Source organism: Oceanidesulfovibrio marinus (genome assembly GCF_013085545.1).
GTDB classification, from domain to species: Bacteria; Desulfobacterota; Desulfovibrionia; order Desulfovibrionales; family Desulfovibrionaceae; genus Oceanidesulfovibrio; species Oceanidesulfovibrio marinus.
On the sequence record NZ_CP039543.1, the window covers coordinates 2,895,399 to 2,912,287 of the forward strand.

Annotated in this window: 16 protein-coding genes; 11 read left to right on the top strand and 5 right to left on the bottom strand. The window is 64.7% G+C overall.

Annotated features, from left to right (window positions below; all coding sequences use genetic code 11):
• The first annotated feature begins 7 nt into the window (after window positions 1–7).
• The 4 genes from E8L03_RS12780 to E8L03_RS12795 all read left to right on the top strand — a co-directional run bounded on the left by E8L03_RS12780 (window position 8) and on the right by E8L03_RS12795 (window position 4,033).
• Complete coding sequence (locus E8L03_RS12780; protein WP_144306789.1) at window positions 8–1,057, top strand: branched-chain amino acid ABC transporter permease; 1,050 nt, start codon at window positions 8–10, stop codon at window positions 1,055–1,057.
• A complete protein-coding gene (locus E8L03_RS12785; RefSeq protein ID WP_144306790.1) occupies window positions 1,058–1,783 on the top strand; it encodes an ABC transporter ATP-binding protein in 726 nt (241 codons plus the stop codon).
• A complete protein-coding gene (locus E8L03_RS12790; RefSeq protein ID WP_144306791.1) occupies window positions 1,770–2,480 on the top strand; it encodes an ABC transporter ATP-binding protein in 711 nt (236 codons plus the stop codon). Before E8L03_RS12785 ends, E8L03_RS12790 begins: the two co-directional genes overlap by 14 nt.
• Window positions 2,481–2,578: 98 nt before the next feature.
• Window positions 2,579–4,033: an NAD-dependent succinate-semialdehyde dehydrogenase gene (locus E8L03_RS12795; protein WP_171267556.1), complete on the top strand. Its 1,455-nt coding sequence runs from the start codon at window positions 2,579–2,581 to the stop codon at window positions 4,031–4,033.
• A gap of 204 nt (window positions 4,034–4,237) precedes the next feature.
• On the opposite strand, the gene E8L03_RS12800 is transcribed toward E8L03_RS12795, so the two are convergent.
• The 4 genes from E8L03_RS12800 to E8L03_RS12815 form a co-directional block, all read right to left on the bottom strand.
• On the bottom strand, window positions 4,238–4,900 hold the full coding sequence (locus tag E8L03_RS12800) for a LysE family translocator (RefSeq protein WP_171267557.1): 663 nt from the start codon (window positions 4,898–4,900) through the stop codon (window positions 4,238–4,240).
• Between the two features lie 136 nt (window positions 4,901–5,036).
• Window positions 5,037–6,614 (bottom strand): sensor histidine kinase, encoded by a 1,578-nt coding sequence (locus E8L03_RS12805; protein WP_171267558.1) that lies wholly within the window; start codon window positions 6,612–6,614, stop codon window positions 5,037–5,039.
• A 12-nt stretch (window positions 6,615–6,626) separates the two neighbouring features.
• A complete protein-coding gene (locus E8L03_RS12810) occupies window positions 6,627–7,223 on the bottom strand; it encodes a YfiR family protein (RefSeq protein ID WP_171267559.1) in 597 nt (198 codons plus the stop codon).
• Entirely contained in the window at window positions 7,223–9,385 is a 2,163-nt protein-coding gene (locus E8L03_RS12815; RefSeq protein WP_171267560.1) for a TonB-dependent receptor plug domain-containing protein, read from the bottom strand. Before E8L03_RS12815 ends, E8L03_RS12810 begins: the two co-directional genes overlap by 1 nt.
• 679 nt (window positions 9,386–10,064) lie before the next feature.
• On the opposite strand from E8L03_RS12815, the gene tsaA reads away from it, so the two are divergent.
• The 5 genes from tsaA (at window position 10,065) to E8L03_RS12840 (ending at window position 13,626) form a co-directional block, all read left to right on the top strand.
• Window positions 10,065–10,514, top strand: coding sequence for a tRNA (N6-threonylcarbamoyladenosine(37)-N6)-methyltransferase TrmO (gene tsaA, locus E8L03_RS12820; RefSeq protein ID WP_144306797.1), 450 nt, complete (start codon window positions 10,065–10,067; stop codon window positions 10,512–10,514).
• A gap of 26 nt (window positions 10,515–10,540) precedes the next feature.
• Window positions 10,541–11,266 (top strand): alpha/beta fold hydrolase, encoded by a 726-nt coding sequence (locus E8L03_RS12825; protein WP_171267561.1) that lies wholly within the window; start codon window positions 10,541–10,543, stop codon window positions 11,264–11,266.
• Window positions 11,267–11,422: 156 nt separating this feature from the next.
• Window positions 11,423–12,166, top strand: a complete 744-nt coding sequence (locus tag E8L03_RS12830; RefSeq protein WP_171267562.1) for an ATP-binding cassette domain-containing protein — start codon at window positions 11,423–11,425, stop codon at window positions 12,164–12,166.
• Window positions 12,163–12,930: a molybdate ABC transporter substrate-binding protein gene (gene modA / locus E8L03_RS12835; protein WP_171267563.1), complete on the top strand. Its 768-nt coding sequence runs from the start codon at window positions 12,163–12,165 to the stop codon at window positions 12,928–12,930. The genes E8L03_RS12830 and modA overlap by 4 nt, the downstream gene beginning before the upstream one ends.
• A 12-nt stretch (window positions 12,931–12,942) precedes the next feature.
• Window positions 12,943–13,626 carry a molybdate ABC transporter permease subunit gene (locus E8L03_RS12840; RefSeq protein ID WP_144306801.1) on the top strand — a complete coding sequence of 228 codons (684 nt, stop codon included), beginning with the start codon at window positions 12,943–12,945 and terminating at the stop codon, window positions 13,624–13,626.
• Window positions 13,627–13,727: 101 nt separating this feature from the next.
• On the opposite strand, the gene E8L03_RS12845 is transcribed toward E8L03_RS12840, so the two are convergent.
• Window positions 13,728–15,155: a sigma-54 interaction domain-containing protein gene (locus tag E8L03_RS12845; RefSeq protein ID WP_244963523.1), complete on the bottom strand. Its 1,428-nt coding sequence runs from the start codon at window positions 15,153–15,155 to the stop codon at window positions 13,728–13,730.
• A gap of 209 nt (window positions 15,156–15,364) precedes the next feature.
• Here E8L03_RS12845 and E8L03_RS12850 point away from each other — a divergent pair, with 209 nt between their 5' ends.
• Entirely contained in the window at window positions 15,365–16,390 is a 1,026-nt protein-coding gene (locus E8L03_RS12850; protein ID WP_244963524.1) for a 4Fe-4S dicluster domain-containing protein, read from the top strand.
• Window positions 16,390–16,827 (top strand): FeS-binding protein, encoded by a 438-nt coding sequence (locus E8L03_RS12855; RefSeq protein WP_171267566.1) that lies wholly within the window; start codon window positions 16,390–16,392, stop codon window positions 16,825–16,827. Before E8L03_RS12850 ends, E8L03_RS12855 begins: the two co-directional genes overlap by 1 nt.
• Window positions 16,828–16,889 lie beyond the last annotated feature (62 nt).

Here is a 16,889-nt window from a genome sequence, read left to right on the forward strand (position 1 = left end):
GATGACCATGACGCCGAAACAATTCAAGCAGACACTTCTCGCCGTGCTCATCGCCACGGCGTTCTTGCTGCCCCTGGTGGTGCAGAGCCCCACGTACCTGCACCTTCTGATAATGCTCTATCTTTTCGCCTACATGACCACGAGCTGGAACCTGGTCGGCGGCTTTGCAGGCGTGCTGCCGCTGGGCCACTCCGTGTTCGTGGGCATCGGGGCGTACATCTCCACGGCCCTCTGGCTGCAGTGGGGAGTCAGCCCCTGGATCGGCATGCTCGCCGGCGGTCTGGTGGCCGCCTTCGTGGGCTACCTGATAGGCAAACCCACGCTCAAGATGCGCGGCGCGTACTTCGCACTGTCCACCATGGCCTTTGTGGAAGGCGTCCGCGTAATCGTGGAGAACCTCGATTACCTGGGCCCGCTCAAGCTCAACGGGCCGCGCGGCCTGAACATCCCGCCGCTCTCTCCGGGCGAGGGTGGCTTCTGGGCCTTCCAGTTCTCCACCAAGGAGCCCTACTACTACATCATCCTGGTCATGCTCATCGCCGTGGCGCTGCTCACCTGGTACATCTCCCGCTCCAAGCTGGGCTACTGCCTGCAGGCTGGCGGCGAGGAGCCGGAAGCGGCCCAGGCCCTGGGCGTGAACGTGGCGCGGAGCAAGGTCGTCGCCATGGTCATGAGCTCGTTCCTCACGGCCCTGGCCGGCACGTTCCTGGCCCAGCTCACCCTGTTCATCTACCCCAAGAGCGTGCTGACCCTCGACCTCTCCTTCGAGCTCGCGTTCATCGCGCTGGTGGGCGGCCGCGGCTCCATAGCCGGGCCCATCCTGGGCGCGTTCCTGCTCCGGCCGGTCAGCGAGCTCAGCCGCATCTACTTCAGCGACAGCCTGCCCGGCATGCACCTCATCATCTACGGCGTCATCCTCATCGTGGTCATGCTGTACCAGCCGCGCGGACTGGCCGAACCCCTGGGCCGACTCTTCAACAAGGTCGCCGCCAAGTTCACCTCCGGCGGCTCCTCGGAGACTCCCGGCGTGACCGAGAACGCCAAGGAGGGTGCGTAAATGGCCATGCTTGAGCTCAAGAACCTGACCATGGACTTCGGCGGCCTGCGCGCCGTGGACAATCTCAGCCTGAACATCGAGAAGCAGGCCATCCTGGGACTCATCGGCCCCAACGGCGCCGGCAAGTCCACGGCCTTCAACTGCGTGGCCGGCGTGTACAAGCCCACGGGCGGCGAGATCCTCTTCGACGGCGAGAACATCGTGGGCCAGAAGCCCTGGAACCTCTGCAAGAAGGGCATGGCCCGCACCTTCCAGATCGTCAAACCGTTCGGCACCAAGTCCGTGCTCTACAACGTCATGGTGGGGGCCTTTGCCCGCACGGACAGCACGGAGCAGGCCCGCCGCGACGCCGAGGAGGTGCTGGAGTTCCTGAACATGGCGGACAAGAAGGACCTCCGTTCCAGCTCCCTGACCATTGCCGACCGCAAGCGGCTGGAGATCGCCCGCGCCCTGGCCACCAAGCCCAAGCTGCTGCTTCTGGACGAGGTTATGGCCGGCCTGCGTCCCACGGAGGTGGACGAGATGATCGCCATCATCAAGCAGATGCGCGACAACGGCGTCACCGTCTTTGTCATCGAGCACATCATGCGTGCGATCATGGCCCTGTCCGACGAAATCGTGGTTATCCACTTTGGAAAGAAAATCTGTTCCGGCGAACCGCAGGCAGTGGCCTGCGACGAGAATGTGATCAAGGCGTACCTGGGAGAAGACTATGCCGCTGCTTGAGTTGAACGACGTCAATGTCTCCTACGGCGATGTTCAGGTTCTGTACGACGTGTCCCTGCACGTGAACGAGGGCGAGGTCGTCTCCATCATCGGCGGCAACGGCGCCGGCAAGACCACCCTGCTGCGCACCATCTCCGGCCTGCTCGGCGTGGGCTCGGGCGCCATCAACTTCGAGGGCGCGCCCCTGCATACGCTGACACCCGAGAAAATCGTGGAGCGCGGCGTGGTTCAGGTTCCGGAGGGACGAAAGCTCTTCCACCTCATGACTGTTTTCGATAATCTCATCGTTGGCGCGTACAACAGGCGCGCCAATGCGGTGAAGGACGAAACCCTCAAGAACGTGTACGAGCTCTTTCCAAGACTCAAGGAACGCACCGAGCAGCTTGCCATGACCCTTTCCGGCGGCGAGCAGCAGATGGTGGCCATCGGCCGCGGCATGATGGCCTGCCCCAAGCTGCTCATGCTCGACGAACCATCCCTTGGCCTGGCCCCCATTCTGATGCAGGAAATCTTCAACAATGTACGGGCTATTGCCGACCAGGGCGCTACGGTGCTTCTGGTGGAGCAGGACGTGAAGAACTCGTTGGCCCTTTCGGACCGGGCCTACGTGCTGGAGCACGGCCGCGTCGCTATGGAAGGCGAAGCCTCGCATCTGATGAACGATCCGCATGTGAAGACCGCCTACCTCGGCCTCTAGGCCGCCGCGCCATTGGGGCGGACCATGGTCCGCTTCCGGCGTGCGCACGGGCTCTCGTTCATGACGACGATTGTGATCAAACTTTAGGAGACACGACAATGTCGCTTTTGGAACGCGTTTTGTCGCGAAACGCCTGCCTTGTGGGCAGTGAATGGATCGCGGCTGATTCTGGAGATACCATCAAGGTGGACAACCCGGCCACCGGGGAGATTATCGGCACGGTGCCCAAATGCGGCAAGGCCGAGACCGCCCGCGCCATCGAGGCCGCCGCCGCTGCCTTTGCCGGCTGGCGCGCCCGCACGGCCATCCAGCGCGCCGACGTCATCCTGCGCTGGCGCGACCTGATCATGGAGCACCAGGACGAGCTGGCCGAGCTGATGACCCTGGAGCAGGGCAAGCCCCTGCCCGAGGCAAGCGGTGAGATCGCCTACGGCGCCGGCTATCTGCGCTGGTTCGCCGAGGAAGCCCGCCGGGTCTACGGCGAGATCGTCCCGCCGCCCGTGCCCGGCAGGACCCTGCTCGTGACCAAGGCCCCGGTTGGCGTGGTGGGCATCATCACCCCCTGGAACTTCCCCATGGCCATGATCGCCCGCAAGATCGGCCCGGCCCTGGCCGTTGGCTGCCCCTCGGTCATCAAGCCGGCCAGCCAGACGCCCTTCTCCGCTCTGGCCATGGCCGAGCTGGCCCTGGAAGCCGGCGTGCCCGAGGGCATCATCAACGTGGTCACCGGCGACGCCCGGGCCATCGGCGGCGAGCTCACCGCCAACCCCACCGTGCGCAAGGTCAGCTTCACCGGCTCCACCAGCGTGGGCAAGGTCCTGCTGGAGCAGTGTGCCGGCACCGTGAAGAAGGTCTCCATGGAGCTGGGCGGCAACGCGCCCTTCCTGATCTTCGACGACGCCAACCTGGACCGCGCCGTGGCCGGCGCCGTGGCCAGCAAGTACCGCAACAGCGGCCAGACCTGCGTGTGCACCAACCGCTTCTACGTGCAGGACGGCGTGTACGACGAGTTCGTGGAGAAGTTCAGCAAGGCCGTGGCCGAGCTCAAGGTGGGCAACGGCATGGACGAAGGCGTGACCCAGGGCCCGCTCATCGACGGCAAGGCCGTGGCCCACGTGGAGTCCCAGATCGGCGACGCCTTGAGCAAGGGCGGCCGCGTCGTGGTCGGCGGCAAGCGCCACGAGCTGGGCGGCAACTTCTTCGAGCCCACCGTGCTGGCCGACGCCACGCGGGAGATGTGCTTTGCCAAGGACGAGACCTTTGGCCCGCTGGCCCCGGTCTTCCGCTTTACCGAGGAAGAAGAGGCCGTGGCCCAGGCCAACGACACCAACTACGGCTTGGCCGCCTACCTCTACACCCGCAGCATCGGCCGCGCCTTCCGCGTCTCCGAGACCCTGGAGTACGGCCTTGTGGGCGTCAACGAGGGCCTGCTCTCCAGTTGCGAGGCGCCCTTCGGCGGCGTCAAGGAAAGCGGACTGGGCCGCGAAGGCTCCAGCCACGGCATCGACGACTACGTGGAGCTCAAGTACACCTGCATGAGCCTGGAGGACTAGAAGCCAGCAGTGCTCTTTTGCCCTGTGGCGGCGTCAGGCTCGCCTGCCTTGCCACAAACAAAATGGCTGCTGTTGAGATAGCTTCTATCCCCTTATATAAATGATAACGCCGTACGCGGCGGTCGGGAATGAACCCGGCCGCCGTTTTTTTATTCGGAAGGTAACGATTTGTTGCCTTGCCGACTGTTGACCGTACAATGCGGATCAGGCGTGGCGGGCGCTGAAAAAGAGCTTCAGGCCAAAGGCGATGAGGATGCCGCCGGTGATCCGGTCCAGGGTGCGCACCACGCCCGGACGGCAGAGCGCCGCGGCCAGGGGCCGGGTCATGGCGATGAGCAGCACGAACCAGAGGAAGCTCTCCAGCACGTGGATGGAGGCGAGGAGCAGCGTGAAGGAGCGCACATCCACACCGGCCGGCACGAACTGCGGCAGAAAGGTCACGTAGAACACGCCGACCTTGGGGTTCAGGATGTTCGTGAGCAGGCCGCGGGATAGCCATATGCTTGGCCAACCGCCGGCTGGGACGGCTGTCGAAGCTCCCGGTGCTGCGCTCTCCCCGGCCGCCTCGTCCATTCTGCTGCGCGCATTGAGCGCCATGCGGCCGCCCAGATAGATGAGGTAGGCGGCCCCTGCCCAACGTAACGCGGTGTAGGCCGTTCGGGAGGCGTCGAGCAGCGCGCCCAGTCCGAAGGCCGCGACAATGCCCCACAGCAGGCAGCCCAGACAGATGCCCGCTCCGGCGCACAGGGCGCGCCAGCCGTTCTCGCTGGCCGCGGTGCGCAGAACCAGCGCCGTGTCCAGGCCCGGAGTAATGGCCAGCAGCCCTGCCGCGGGCACAAAAGCTATCAAGGCTTCGCTCGGTCCCATTGCTCTTCCTCGCCATCGCCGCTAACCGCGCCGCGTCTTTGCGCGTTCTGCTCCGGCGCTGCCCGATTCCTACGCCCGAGCCCTGCCCCGGCGCAAGCGCTCAAGGCCCGGCACCAGCCCACAGGTATCCGCGCGGCTAGAGCATCCTGGTATTCTGCGAACCCGCCACGCTCCCGGCGATGGGCAACGTGAAAAAGAAGACGCTGCCCTGACTGCTATGGGGTTCCACCCAGATGCGGCCGCCGTGGACCTCGACAATTTCCCTGCAGATGGCCAGGCCGAGGCCGGTGCCGGCCGGCCGGTCGGTGAGCGTGTCCCCGAGCTGGCGGAAGCGCTCGAAGATGGCCTCGCGATGCTCCGGCTGGATGCCGATGCCCGTGTCCGAGACGCTGACAACCACGGTGTCGGCGTTCCGCTCCACACGCACTGTTACCTCCCCAGCGGGAGTGAACTTGGCCGCATTCGAGACGAGATTGATAAGCACCTGGAGGATACGGTTGCGGTCGCACCGCACCCGCGGAATTCCATTGGTGACAAGCATGGAGCTCTCGATTGGCTTGCCGTCGAAGAGGTTGCCGCAAACGTTGAGCGCATGCTCCACGATCTCGGCCACGTCATACGGTTCCATGCTCCAGTCCACAGCGCCGGCGTCCAGCTTGTTCAGGTCGAGCACGTCGTTGATGAGGAAGGTCAGCCGTTCGCTCTCCGAGACGATGATCTGCATGTTCTCGTCGAGCTGGCGCTTGATCTTGGCGAGCTTGGGGTCGCTGTTGGGCACAAGGGGGAAGACATAGCGCCGGAGCCGCTTGTGGCTGAGCTTGGCGTAGCCGCGCACCGAGGTCAGCGGCGTGCGCAGCTCGTGCGAGACCATGGACAGGAACTCGCTCTTCATGCGGTTGGACTCCTCGGCGCTGTCCTTGGCCATCTGCAGCTGCTGCTGGATCTTGCTGCGCTCGGCCACCTCCTGCTCCAGGTCGCGGCTGTAGCGGGCCAGGGCTTCGTCACGGCGCTGGACCTCATCGAGCATCTCATTGAAGGTGTGTGCGAGCTGGCCCAGCTCGTCCCCGCCGTACTGCTGGGCGCGTGCGGTGTAGTCCCTGTCGCGCGAGATGCGCCGCGCCGTTTCCGCCAGGGCCGCGGCCGGCGTGATCATGATCCGCTTGAACACGGTGGAGAGCGCGAAGGCCACGATAGCCGCGGCCACGCACACAAGAAAGGCTAGGCCGAGGTTGGCGTGCAGGCGGTTGTCCAGCTCCTGCAGGTCGCTCTCCACGTAGAGCGTGCCCACAGGCTCGCCCTCCACGTGAACCGGCAAGTACCGGGCCATGCTGTGACCGTCCAGGCGCATGCCCTCGCCGAACATGGGGATGCCCAGCCTGGCGAACCCTTTGACCTGCTCCACGTCTCCGCGGGCGTAGGCTGCGAACAGGGAGCCATTCGCCGCATAAAGCCACCCGCCGCGGATGCGCGGGTTGTTGGCCAGGGCGGAGAGTGTCTCCTCCGCGGCCCCTGCATCCTGAAAGTAGAGCGCAGCGTTGAGGTTCCCGGCAATAATCCGGGAGATGACGTCCAGATCGCGCTCCATGCCCTTGCGGAAGGAAAGGTAGTCGTTGAGCAACAAGGTGGTGGAGGCGAGAATCACGGCCGTCATACTGGTGAACATGATCACCAGCAGCAGCTTCCGGCCAATGGAAAGATCGCGAAAGAAACACATGCCCTTCTTATCCTAGTTCCCGTCCACCACGCGCGCGAGGCGCATGAGCTTGGAGCTGATAGCGAGCCCTTCGCGACGGGCGGCGTCGGGGTTGATGGCAAATCCCACGCGGCCGTTTTCCAGGGAGAACTCCAGCACGCCGCCGCGCTGCGCAAAGCCGGAGATATCGCCGACAAAGAGGACGCCGCGACTGCCCAGCGTGGCGAGCACCTCGTCGAATCGCTCGGCCCAGTCCCTGCCGACAAAGACGATATGGCACGCCCCGACCTCGGCCGGCTCCCTGGCAAAGTGCACCGCAAGGGGCATGTCCTTGATCTGTTTGCCTTCCAGCAGACCGAGGGCTTCGCCAAAGGGATTGCGGCCAAGAATGCAGATGCGGAAGGTCTTGGCCTCGCGCATCCTGACCTCGGACCACTCCACGAACTTGGCGAACTTGTAGAGCAGCGCCACCTTCACTTCCTGCTCCGTGGGCTGGCGCACCTCGCCGGTTCTGGCGGCAATGGGCCGCAGCACCACATACGCCAGAATGATCATGGCGATGGCGACCCGGCAAAGCCACTCCGGGAAAAGCGATCCGCTGTCTTGCGCGGCGCCGATCCGATGCCTCATCAGAATCGCCAGGTCACCTTTGCGAGCACGCTGCGCTCGATTTGGGAGTCGCCCAGGTAGACGATCCTGTCCTTGAACTCCTCGTGGTGGTTATGGAGCAGGTTCCTGCCAATCAGCGCGATCTCAAGGGCCTCGTACGGCGACCAGGCGAGCCGTGCATCCATCTCCAGATAGGAATCAACCTCCAGGGATGCGAGCTCGTCCGTGTACCGGCCGGTCACATCGAGCTCGATACCCGAGGGCAGGTCCATGTGCGACTGCAGCGAGGCCGTGCTCTCGGGGCTGTCCTCCGTACCGCCCATGGGCAGCAGGTTGCGGCCCGCCGAGCGCTGCCACGTATCCACGTGCTGGTAGCTGTAGCTCGCATCCAGCCGCCACCAGTCCGTCGCCTCCCACCGTGCGGAAAGCTCCACGCCGTAGCCGGTTCCCTTCCTGCCGTTGCTGACCTTCAAGCCAAACAGCGCGTAGCCCGGGCCGAGAACCAGGTTGTCGGCCTCCATGACCATCAGCTTGTCGTAGAAGTTGACGAAGCCCGCGATATCCAGGCTGAACCTGTCCACGGGCTGCATGCGGTAGCCCATCTCGATGGCCACGAGCTCTTCGGAGACAAAGTCGTCGCTGCCCTGGACCACGGGGATGACCGGTATGGAGTAGCCGCCGGCGCCTGCGCCGCTGGCCAGGCCCGTAGCCAGCAGTGTCCTGACCCCGCCGGCCGCGCCGATCAGCGCCGCTGTGGGCGAAAGATTGACGTTTGTAATCGCCATGGCCGGCTCACGCAGGTAGAGCTGGTCACGCTCGGCGCGCGACGGCGTGCGCACGGCGCGGGAAACGGCCGCCCAGAGCGTATGCCGCTCGCTGGGCGTCCACAGCAGCCGCGCCGAAGGCTGCACCTCGAACCCGGTGTAGTCGTTGTGCTCCAGCTTGCAGCCCAGGATGAGGGCCAGCCGGTCCTCCCACAGGGTGATCGTGTCGTGCACAAAGGCGCTGTAAATGGATCGCTGCAGGTGGGACGGCGACATGGTGGCCGACCAGTACGGCTCGCTGGTGAACTTGTCCCAGATGGAGCGATAGCCGATCCCCGCTATCACGTCGTGGCGCGAGCCGATGGGGAAGTGAATCTGGGAATCGAAGTCCAGGGTGTACGTGCCTTCGGTGGAGGTCTGATCCGGCCCGTACACGCCGCCCTGGAACCGCCGCTTCAGCTCCACGGCGTCGAAAAACACCTGCACGGCCAGGTTCACGTCGCGACCGAAGTCGTGCTCCAGCCGCGTGAGGATGTTGCCGCCCCAGTATGGAGCGTCGTACTCGTCCAGGTAGAGGCTGCCCGGCGCGTACGGGCTGGGAATCCAGGTGTTCTGGCCCACGCGGCCGGAAAAGATGTCGGCCGTCACAGTCACGCGGTCGTTGTCCGTGGGCGTCATGTCGGCGCGCAACCCGCCGCGCAGCGAGCTCCACCCGTCCTGGCCGCGTGAGCCGTCGTCGTGCACAGAGGCGTCGCGCAGGGCGCCCTTGCCCCAGATGCGGTAGGACAGGTCGTCGCCCACTGTGCCGCCGTAGCGAACCTCGCTGATGCCCTCTTCCGTGCCGCCGGCCGCCACCACGAGCCCCCCCTGCGTATCGGCCGCGTTCTTGGTAATGATGTTGATGATGCCGTTGACCGCGTTGGCGCCCCACACCGCGCCGCCGGGCCCGCGGATGATCTCGATGCGGTCCACATCCTCCAGCATGGTGTCGCGGATGTCCCAGTACACGCCGGAAAAGGTGGGCGTGTAGATGGTCATGCCGTCCTTGAGCACCAGAAGCTTGCCCGAAAAGCGTTGGCCGAAGCCGCGGACCGACACGGACCAGGAGTTGGCGTTGATCTGCGCCACATTGACCCCCGGCACGGTGCGCAAAAGATCCGGGATGGTGGTGGCGGATGAACGGCGGATGTCTTCGGATGTGATCACGTAGCCGGCCGAGGCCGTCTTGAACAGGGCCTTCTTGGCGCGACACGCCGTGACCACCTGTAAGTTGACGAGCGTTTCAAGAGAGAGCTCGGTGATGTCCACCTGGGAAGCGTTCGATTCTTCCTGGGCCTGCGCCGCCACCGGCAGGCAAACGCAACACATGACAAGACCCAGAATGATGCGCTGCACCATCACGGGCAGCAAATTATCCATTCGGCCCTATCCCCTGATCCATTACCCACGACCCGTTCAACTCAAATCGCCCATCCTTGCATCGCATGAACCCGTTCTCCATCGGACAGGATGGTAGGCTTAAAATCTCTGTGATAAATATGCAAGTCCTTAAAAACGTTCATACCTTTTCATCGCAAAAGCTGTATACGCCAACCCCTGACATAGCACTTCGGGCATGAGCCTACCCTATTTTTATTGGGTGTGCCGGAACAGAACCAGCGTGTGGTTCTCGGCTCTGTGATTTATCCCTCACGCATGGAACATCGCCGGCAGTACAAAATCACACCGCGATGCTCCGCAATATGCACCTGCTTCATTGCATGCATAATTCAACACTACTACTTGAGATAGATAATTTTTGCTGGCTTTCACGCAGCGACTTGCAATGTTCTAGACTTCTCTCGGCTGGAAACGCAGCCCGCCCATGTAGCGACGCGCCGACCCCGCATAACACGGAAATATCCATAACAGTGACAACTGCGCAATTGCATGTACACGCCATCCATTTTTGTCCACAATGTGTGCGAACATGAAGGATTGTCATTCTCGATCCCGCCAGCGTATCGCCATAACCTCATAATATACTAAACTCTTACGAAACCGGCAGGGATTGTGAATCGGCAGGGGCGTACCCACAGCGCCATCCGGAGGCCAGGCCATGACCATACCCTACAGCCCTATTGGTTTCTTCAAGACGCTCCACAAGAACGTGGCAGGAACGCCGGACCAGCCCAGCGACGCCATTGGCATGCCGGGAAACGTCCTGGTTCTGCCGGAGTATCAGGGCGGCCTGCAGGACCTCGTGGGCTTCTCCCACGTCATCCTGCTCTACCACATGCATGAAGCCGCACCCCGGGGCACAGAGCCGCGCGGCGTCTTCGCCACCCGTTCCCCTGCCAGGCCCAACCCCATCGGGATGTCGGTCCTGCGCCTCAACGCCATACGTGACGGCGTCGTGCTTCTGGAAAACGTGGACGTCCTGGACGGAACGCCTGTGCTGGACATCAAGCCATACATCCCGGACTTCGACGTCTGGCCGGCACACTGTCCCGACCGGACCGGAGCCGGCTCCACGCCATACCGCAGCGGCGAAAACGCCGCCTGCTGAACACTGCATTTGCGGAGGATTGCGATATGTCGACCATGCTTCTCGTTCACGGCGCCTTCCAGGGCGGTTGGGTCTGGTCCGAGACGGCCGCGGCCCTTGCCCAGCGCGGACACACCGTGCACAGGCCCACCCTGTCCGGCTGCGGCTACCTGCACCACGGATTCCGCAACGGCTACGACCTCAATACCTACATCCAGGACATCTCGAACTACATCCAGTTCGAGGGCCTCGACGACTTCACCCTGGTGGCGCACAGCTACTCCGGCATGATCTGCGGGGCCGTGGCTTCGCGCACGCCGCACCTCATCAACCGCGTCATCTATGTGGACGCGCTGCTGCCGGAGACGAATCGCTCGTTTGTGGACATCGCCGGGGAAGGCTTCCGCCACATGCTGGAGGCGCACAAGACCAAGGGCGGCCGGATCATGCCGTGGCCGCTGCAGGTCTTCGGCGTGCCGGATGAAAAGGCCGACTGGTTCCGCACGCGGCTGTGCGACTTTCCCGAGTCCGCGTTCTCCACGCCCTTCCCGGGCGAGTTCGACCCCACGGCCGTGCCGGCTGCGTACATCACCTGCGAGAAGACGCCCAGCCCGTTCATCCGCGCCATGGCCGGCAAGGCGGAACGCTACGGCTGGCACCTGTCCACGCTGGACTCCGGCCACTGCTCCATGACCAGCCACCCACAGGAGCTGGCCGCCATGCTGGACGAAATCGCGCGTATGGAGCTGCCCGCCTCCGCCAACGCGGCCTGAGCGGACCAGGAGACCGGCAACCATGGCCGGAACGCGCGTCGTTCGGACGGCTCGCGTCCATAGTTGGCGCCCGTGGTTGGCGCGTGGAGTCGCCATCTCGAAGACTACGTTCCTCAAGAACGCGGCCCGCACAATGAACAGGAACTGGAGAAGCCGATGAGCCTGCACGCGACATTGCACAAGAATTTGCAGCACTTCCGCCTGGAGCTGCGCCTGGACTGCGGCGACGGCGAGCTGCTGGCCATCGTCGGTCCTTCCGGCTCCGGCAAGACCACTGTGCTGCGCTGTCTGGCCGGGCTGGAGCCCCTCGACGACGGCGAGATACGCTTTGGCCAGGAGACCTGGTGCCAGGGAAACCGCCGCCACATGACGCCCCAGCGCCGGCGCGTCGGCCTGCTCTCCCAGGACGCCCTGCTCTTCCCGCACATGACCCTGCTGCAGAACGTGCGCTTTGCCGCCGCGCAGGACATGGTCCCGCCCTCGGCTCTGCTCGCATCCATGGGGCTGGAGCACCTGCAGGACTGCAAGCCGCACGAGGTTTCCGGCGGCGAGCGCCAACGCGCCGCCCTCTGCCAGGTGCTGGCGCGCATGCCGCGCCTGCTCCTTCTGGACGAGCCCTTCTCCGCCCTCGACGTGGAGAACCGCTTCATCCTGCGCAAACGGCTGCACGCCATCCGCACCACGTGGAAGATTCCGGTCATCCTGGTCACGCACGATCTGGCCGAGGCCACGGCCATGGCCGACACGGTGCTCTCCCTGCGCAACGGCCGCGAGGACCCGGCCTGGCTGGAGCGGCAGCTCCGCCTGCTGCACGGCGAGGAGTCGCTGGAAACCGCCGAGCCCGAACCATCATCCACCTGCTACAACACCATCGACGCCCGCTACGGAGCCCTCTCATGAAAAAGCTCGCAACACTCGTTCTGGCCTGCCTTGTCCTTTTCGGCGCAACGCAGCTTGCCCGTGCCGACGACTCCCTGACCATCGCCGCCGGCGCCGGCTACAAGAAGCTGGTCACGGCCCTGGGCAAGGCATTCACCGCGGAAACCGGCATCGAGACACAGCAGATATACGGCAACATGGGACAAGTGACCGCCCAGGCGCAGAACAGCGGCGTGGTGGATACGGTCATCGGCGATAAGCGCTATCTGGACGGCTCGGACCTGCCATTCAGCACGGAATACGTGATCGGCAAGGGCAAGCTCGTGCTGGCCGTGGCCAAGGGTGTGTCGCTCCCGGCCGTGTTCGACCTCAAGGTGCTGGACGCAGAAAGCGCGCCCAAGGTGCTGACCGATCCCGCCGTCACGCGCATCGCGCACCCTGACGCCAAGAAGGCCATCTACGGCCGGGCGGCCACGCAGTTTCTCGCCAACACCGGCCTGGCCGAGCAGCTCGAGCCCAAGCTCATCGAGGTGGGCACGGTGCCGCAGGTCTCGGCGTACGTGGTCAACGGCGAGGTGGACCTGGGATTCATCAACCTCACCGACGGCTACGCCATCCAGGACCGCGCGGCGCGCATCATTCCCGTGGACGAAGCGCTGTACGAGCCCATCACCATCGTGGCCAAGACGTTGAACGGCTGTCCGTCGCCGGATATTGCCAAGCGTTTCGGCGAGTTTCTGCAAACGGACACCGCGCGCGCCATCGCCACGAAGCACGGGCTCTAGGATATCGCGGCCATGCTGGACGTGATCGGCGTGCTTTCCGACCAGGCAGTGGCCGGACCAATGCTCCTCAGCCTGCAGACGGCGGCCGTGGCCGCACCGTGCCTGGCCACGGTCGGCGTCTGTTTGGGGTATCTACTGGGCCGCGGCCGCGGACCGTGGATATCGGCGCTGGACTTCCTGGTCACGCTGCCGCTGGTCTTCCCGCCCATCGCCACAGGCTTTCTGCTGCTCATGCTGCTGGGCCGGCGGGGATTGCTGGGAGCCATGCTCTCGGAGCGGCTGGGCGTGGAGTTCGTGTTCAGCTTCTGGGGCGTGGCGCTGGCCTCCTTCGTGGCCGGGCTGCCCCTCATCGTGAAGCCGGTGCAGGCGGCCGTACAGCGGGAGACCGGCCGGCTCATCGAGGCGGCCTACGTGCTCGGCAAGTCGCGGTTCACGACCTTTCTTCGGGTAGTGCTGCCGTCCATCCGCCGCAGCGTGTGCGTGGGGCTGTTCCTGGCCCTGGCGCGCTCCCTGGGCGAGGTGGGCGTCACGCTCATGCTGGGCGGCAACATCGTGGGCAAGACCAACACGGTCTCGCTGGAGATCTACAATGCGGTGTTCACCGGCGAGTACGACCGCGCCTTTGCCCTCGTGATTGTCCTGGGCATCGTCTCGCTCATGCTCGTGGCCTCCACGCGGCGGCTGGCCGTAAGCTAACGCCCGCCACTCTTCCTCCACAAGCCCCGCCGCATCCGGAATCACCAACCTACGCCCGGACCAGACGGAATCTACAGCCGCGTCCAAGTCCTGTCCCGGGCTCAGCTCGTCACCATCTTCGTCAGGTCCACGCCGTGCTTGCGCATACGGTTGAGCACCGTGCCGCGATGCACGCCCAACAGCCGCGCGGCCTCGGACTTGTTGCCCCCGGTGCGGGTCAGAGCATCCAGCAGCTCGGCCTTTTCCGGATCCACGCCCGCCTCAGCGCGTGCGGCCGCCGCGCCGTTGGAGACGGCATCGACAGGGAGATATGGCGGCGGTGCCGGCGAGCAGAGCCGCCTGGACGCAGTGACGTGCGGGGGCAGGTGCTCCACGCGGATGACGCCCTCGCCGGCGTGGGTGCGGGCGAACTCCAGGGCGGAACGCAGCTCGCGCACGTTGCCCGGCCAGTCATAGGCCAGAATCACGTTCATGGCTTCGGGCTCCATGCCCGAGTCTACGGGCAGCCGGCTGTTCTGGAGGAAGTGGTCGCAGAGCAGCGGGATGTCCTCCTTGCGTTCGCGCAGGGGCGGGATGTGCACGGGCAGGACATTGATGCGGTAGAAGAAGTCCTCGCGGTACTTCCCTTCGGCCACGAGGCGGGCAAGGTCGCGGTTGGTGGCTGCGATGAAACGCACGTCCGTGTCGATGGGCTTGTGGTCGCCCACGCGCTCTATGCGGTGCGTCTCCAGCACGCGCAGCAGCTTGACCTGGATGGCCAGGGGCACGTCGCCGATCTCGTCCAGGAAGAGGTCGCCGCCGTGGGCGGCCTCCATACGGCCCTGCCGATGGCGGATGGCGCCGGTGAACGCGCCCTTCACGTGGCCGAAGAGTTCGCTCTCGAACAGAGCTTCGTTGATGGCGGCGCAGTTGAGCTGGATATAGGGCCCGAGGCGGCGCGGTCCCAGCTCGTGGATGGCGCGGGCCGCCAGCTCCTTGCCCGTGCCGGACTCGCCGTAGATGATCACGGGTGCGTCGCTCTGGGCGGTGCGCTCCAGGGCGCGGAACAGCTTGATCATGGCGGGCGAACGACCGACCAGGCCATGGAATCCGGCCGAGGCTGAGAGCTTCTGCGAGAGCTCGCGGATGGTCTCATCGCGCTGCACGAGCTCGGAGATATCGGTGAGCGTCTCCACGGCGCCGATCACGCGGTCCCCGTCCTTGAGCAAGGAGGCGTTCTTGAGCACGGGCACGCAGCCGCCGTCCTTGCGGATGATGGAGCACTGCTTGCGCGATTCATGGCCGCGGTCGAAGAGCCGGCACCAGTGGTCGCGGCCCTCCCGGCGCGATGTCTCGCACACGTCGCAGCGCAGAATGGAGCAGGAGCGCCCCACCAGCTCCTCGCTGCTATACCCGGTGAGCCGCTCGATGGCCGGGTTGGCCATGCGAATCCGGCCTTTGACGTCCACGACCACCAGCCCCTCGGCAATGGTGTTGTACAGGGTCCGCAGGCACTCCGAAGAGCAGGAGATGTTGAAATCATCGTCCATGGTCATGCTCGGAGTATGCGCACCGTTTCGACACCTGTCTAGACACCTGCTGCATCGCTTCGACACTTTTTCGCCACATTCTGCCGCACCGCATCCGCCCAACCCTGGTATAGCCCGCTTTTTACGCCGATCCGGAAGTGGCATGGTTACTGCTTTTCTGCCTTCAGAACCATTTTATGCTCTCAGTAATATCCGGAGGCTTTTGTTTCGTGTCCCGTAAAAAATCCACCATATCCCGGCGCTCCTTTCTGCGCGGCGCGGCCATCGCCGGTGTCGGCGCGCCTGCTCTGGCGCGTGCCGGCGCGCAGGACGCCAAAGGCGAAGAGCTCGCCACCCTGCTCGACATATCCAAGTGCGTTGGCTGCGGCGCCTGCGTTGTTGCCTGCGGCGAGGCCAACGAGTCCCGCTACCCCAAGCCCGAGAAGCCCTTTCCCGAGATGTTCCCGCCCCGCGTGAAGGTCGCGGACTGGTCGGACGACCGCTACGTGGACGACCGGCTGACCCCGTACAACTGGCTGTTCGTGGACAACATCACCGTGAACCACGAGGGCACGGAGCACGAGATCCACATGCCGCGGCGGTGCATGCACTGCACGAATCCGCCCTGCGCCAACCTCTGCCCCTGGGGCGCGGCGGCCAAGAAGGACGACGGCGCCGTGGTCATCGACCCGGACGTCTGCCTCGGCGGCTCCAAGTGCAAGTCCGTGTGCCCGTGGGACATTCCCCAGCGGCAAACCGGCGTGGGCTTGTACCTGGACCTGCTGCCTCGCTTCGCCGGCAACGGCGTGATGTTCAAGTGCGACCGCTGCCAGCCGCGCATGGCCGAGGGTAAGCTGCCGGCCTGCATCGAGGCGTGCCCCATGCAGGTGCAGCAGATCGGCCCGCGCAGCGAGATCATCGCCAAGGCCAAGGCCCTGGCCGCAGAGATGAACGGCTACATCTACGGCCTGGAGGAGAACGGCGGCACTAACACCATTTACGTTTCGCCCGTGCCCTTCGAGAAGCTGGAGCAAGCCCGCGCCAAGGTCGCCCCCAGCGCAGGAAAGAAAGGCAAGGGCAAGCACGCGAGTAAGGGTAAGAACTCTGGCCGGCCGAACCTCACGCAGGTGGGCTCGCCCTTTGAGAAGGAAGACATGTTCGCCGCCGCCGTGTTCACGGCTCCTGTGGCGGGCCTTGCCGCCGGGGCGATCCGGCTGCTGCGCAAGACGCAGTCCGGTCACGGGGAGGACTCGTAATGCGCACGCGCACCCTGCTCTTCGCCCTGCTCATGGCGGCCATGGCCATCAGCGGCTTCGGCCAGATGCCCATCTTCAAGCGTTACTACATCGCCGACATTCCCGGCATGGCCTGGACCGCGGACTACTACTTCACCCACATGATGCACTACGCGGGCGGGGCCATCCTGCTGGCGCTGCTGGGCTACGCCGCCGTACGGCTCTTTGCCGCGGCGGGCCGCGTCACCCTCTCCGGCTGGCTGCGCATCGGGCTGTGGGCGCTCATTGCGGTTACCGGCCTGGCGCGCGTGACCAAGAACCTGCCGGACATGCACCTCGGCCCGGAGCTGACCATGGCAGTGGATGTGACCCACCTCGCCGCCGTGATGCTGCTGGGGCTGACCGCGCTCATGGCGCGGCTTCTGGGCCGCGGCGAATACCTGCGGGTGGAGGAGTAGCCATGACGCTGCTCCTATTCGCTCTCTTTTTTGTTGGGATATGTGGTAATTTCATGTATATC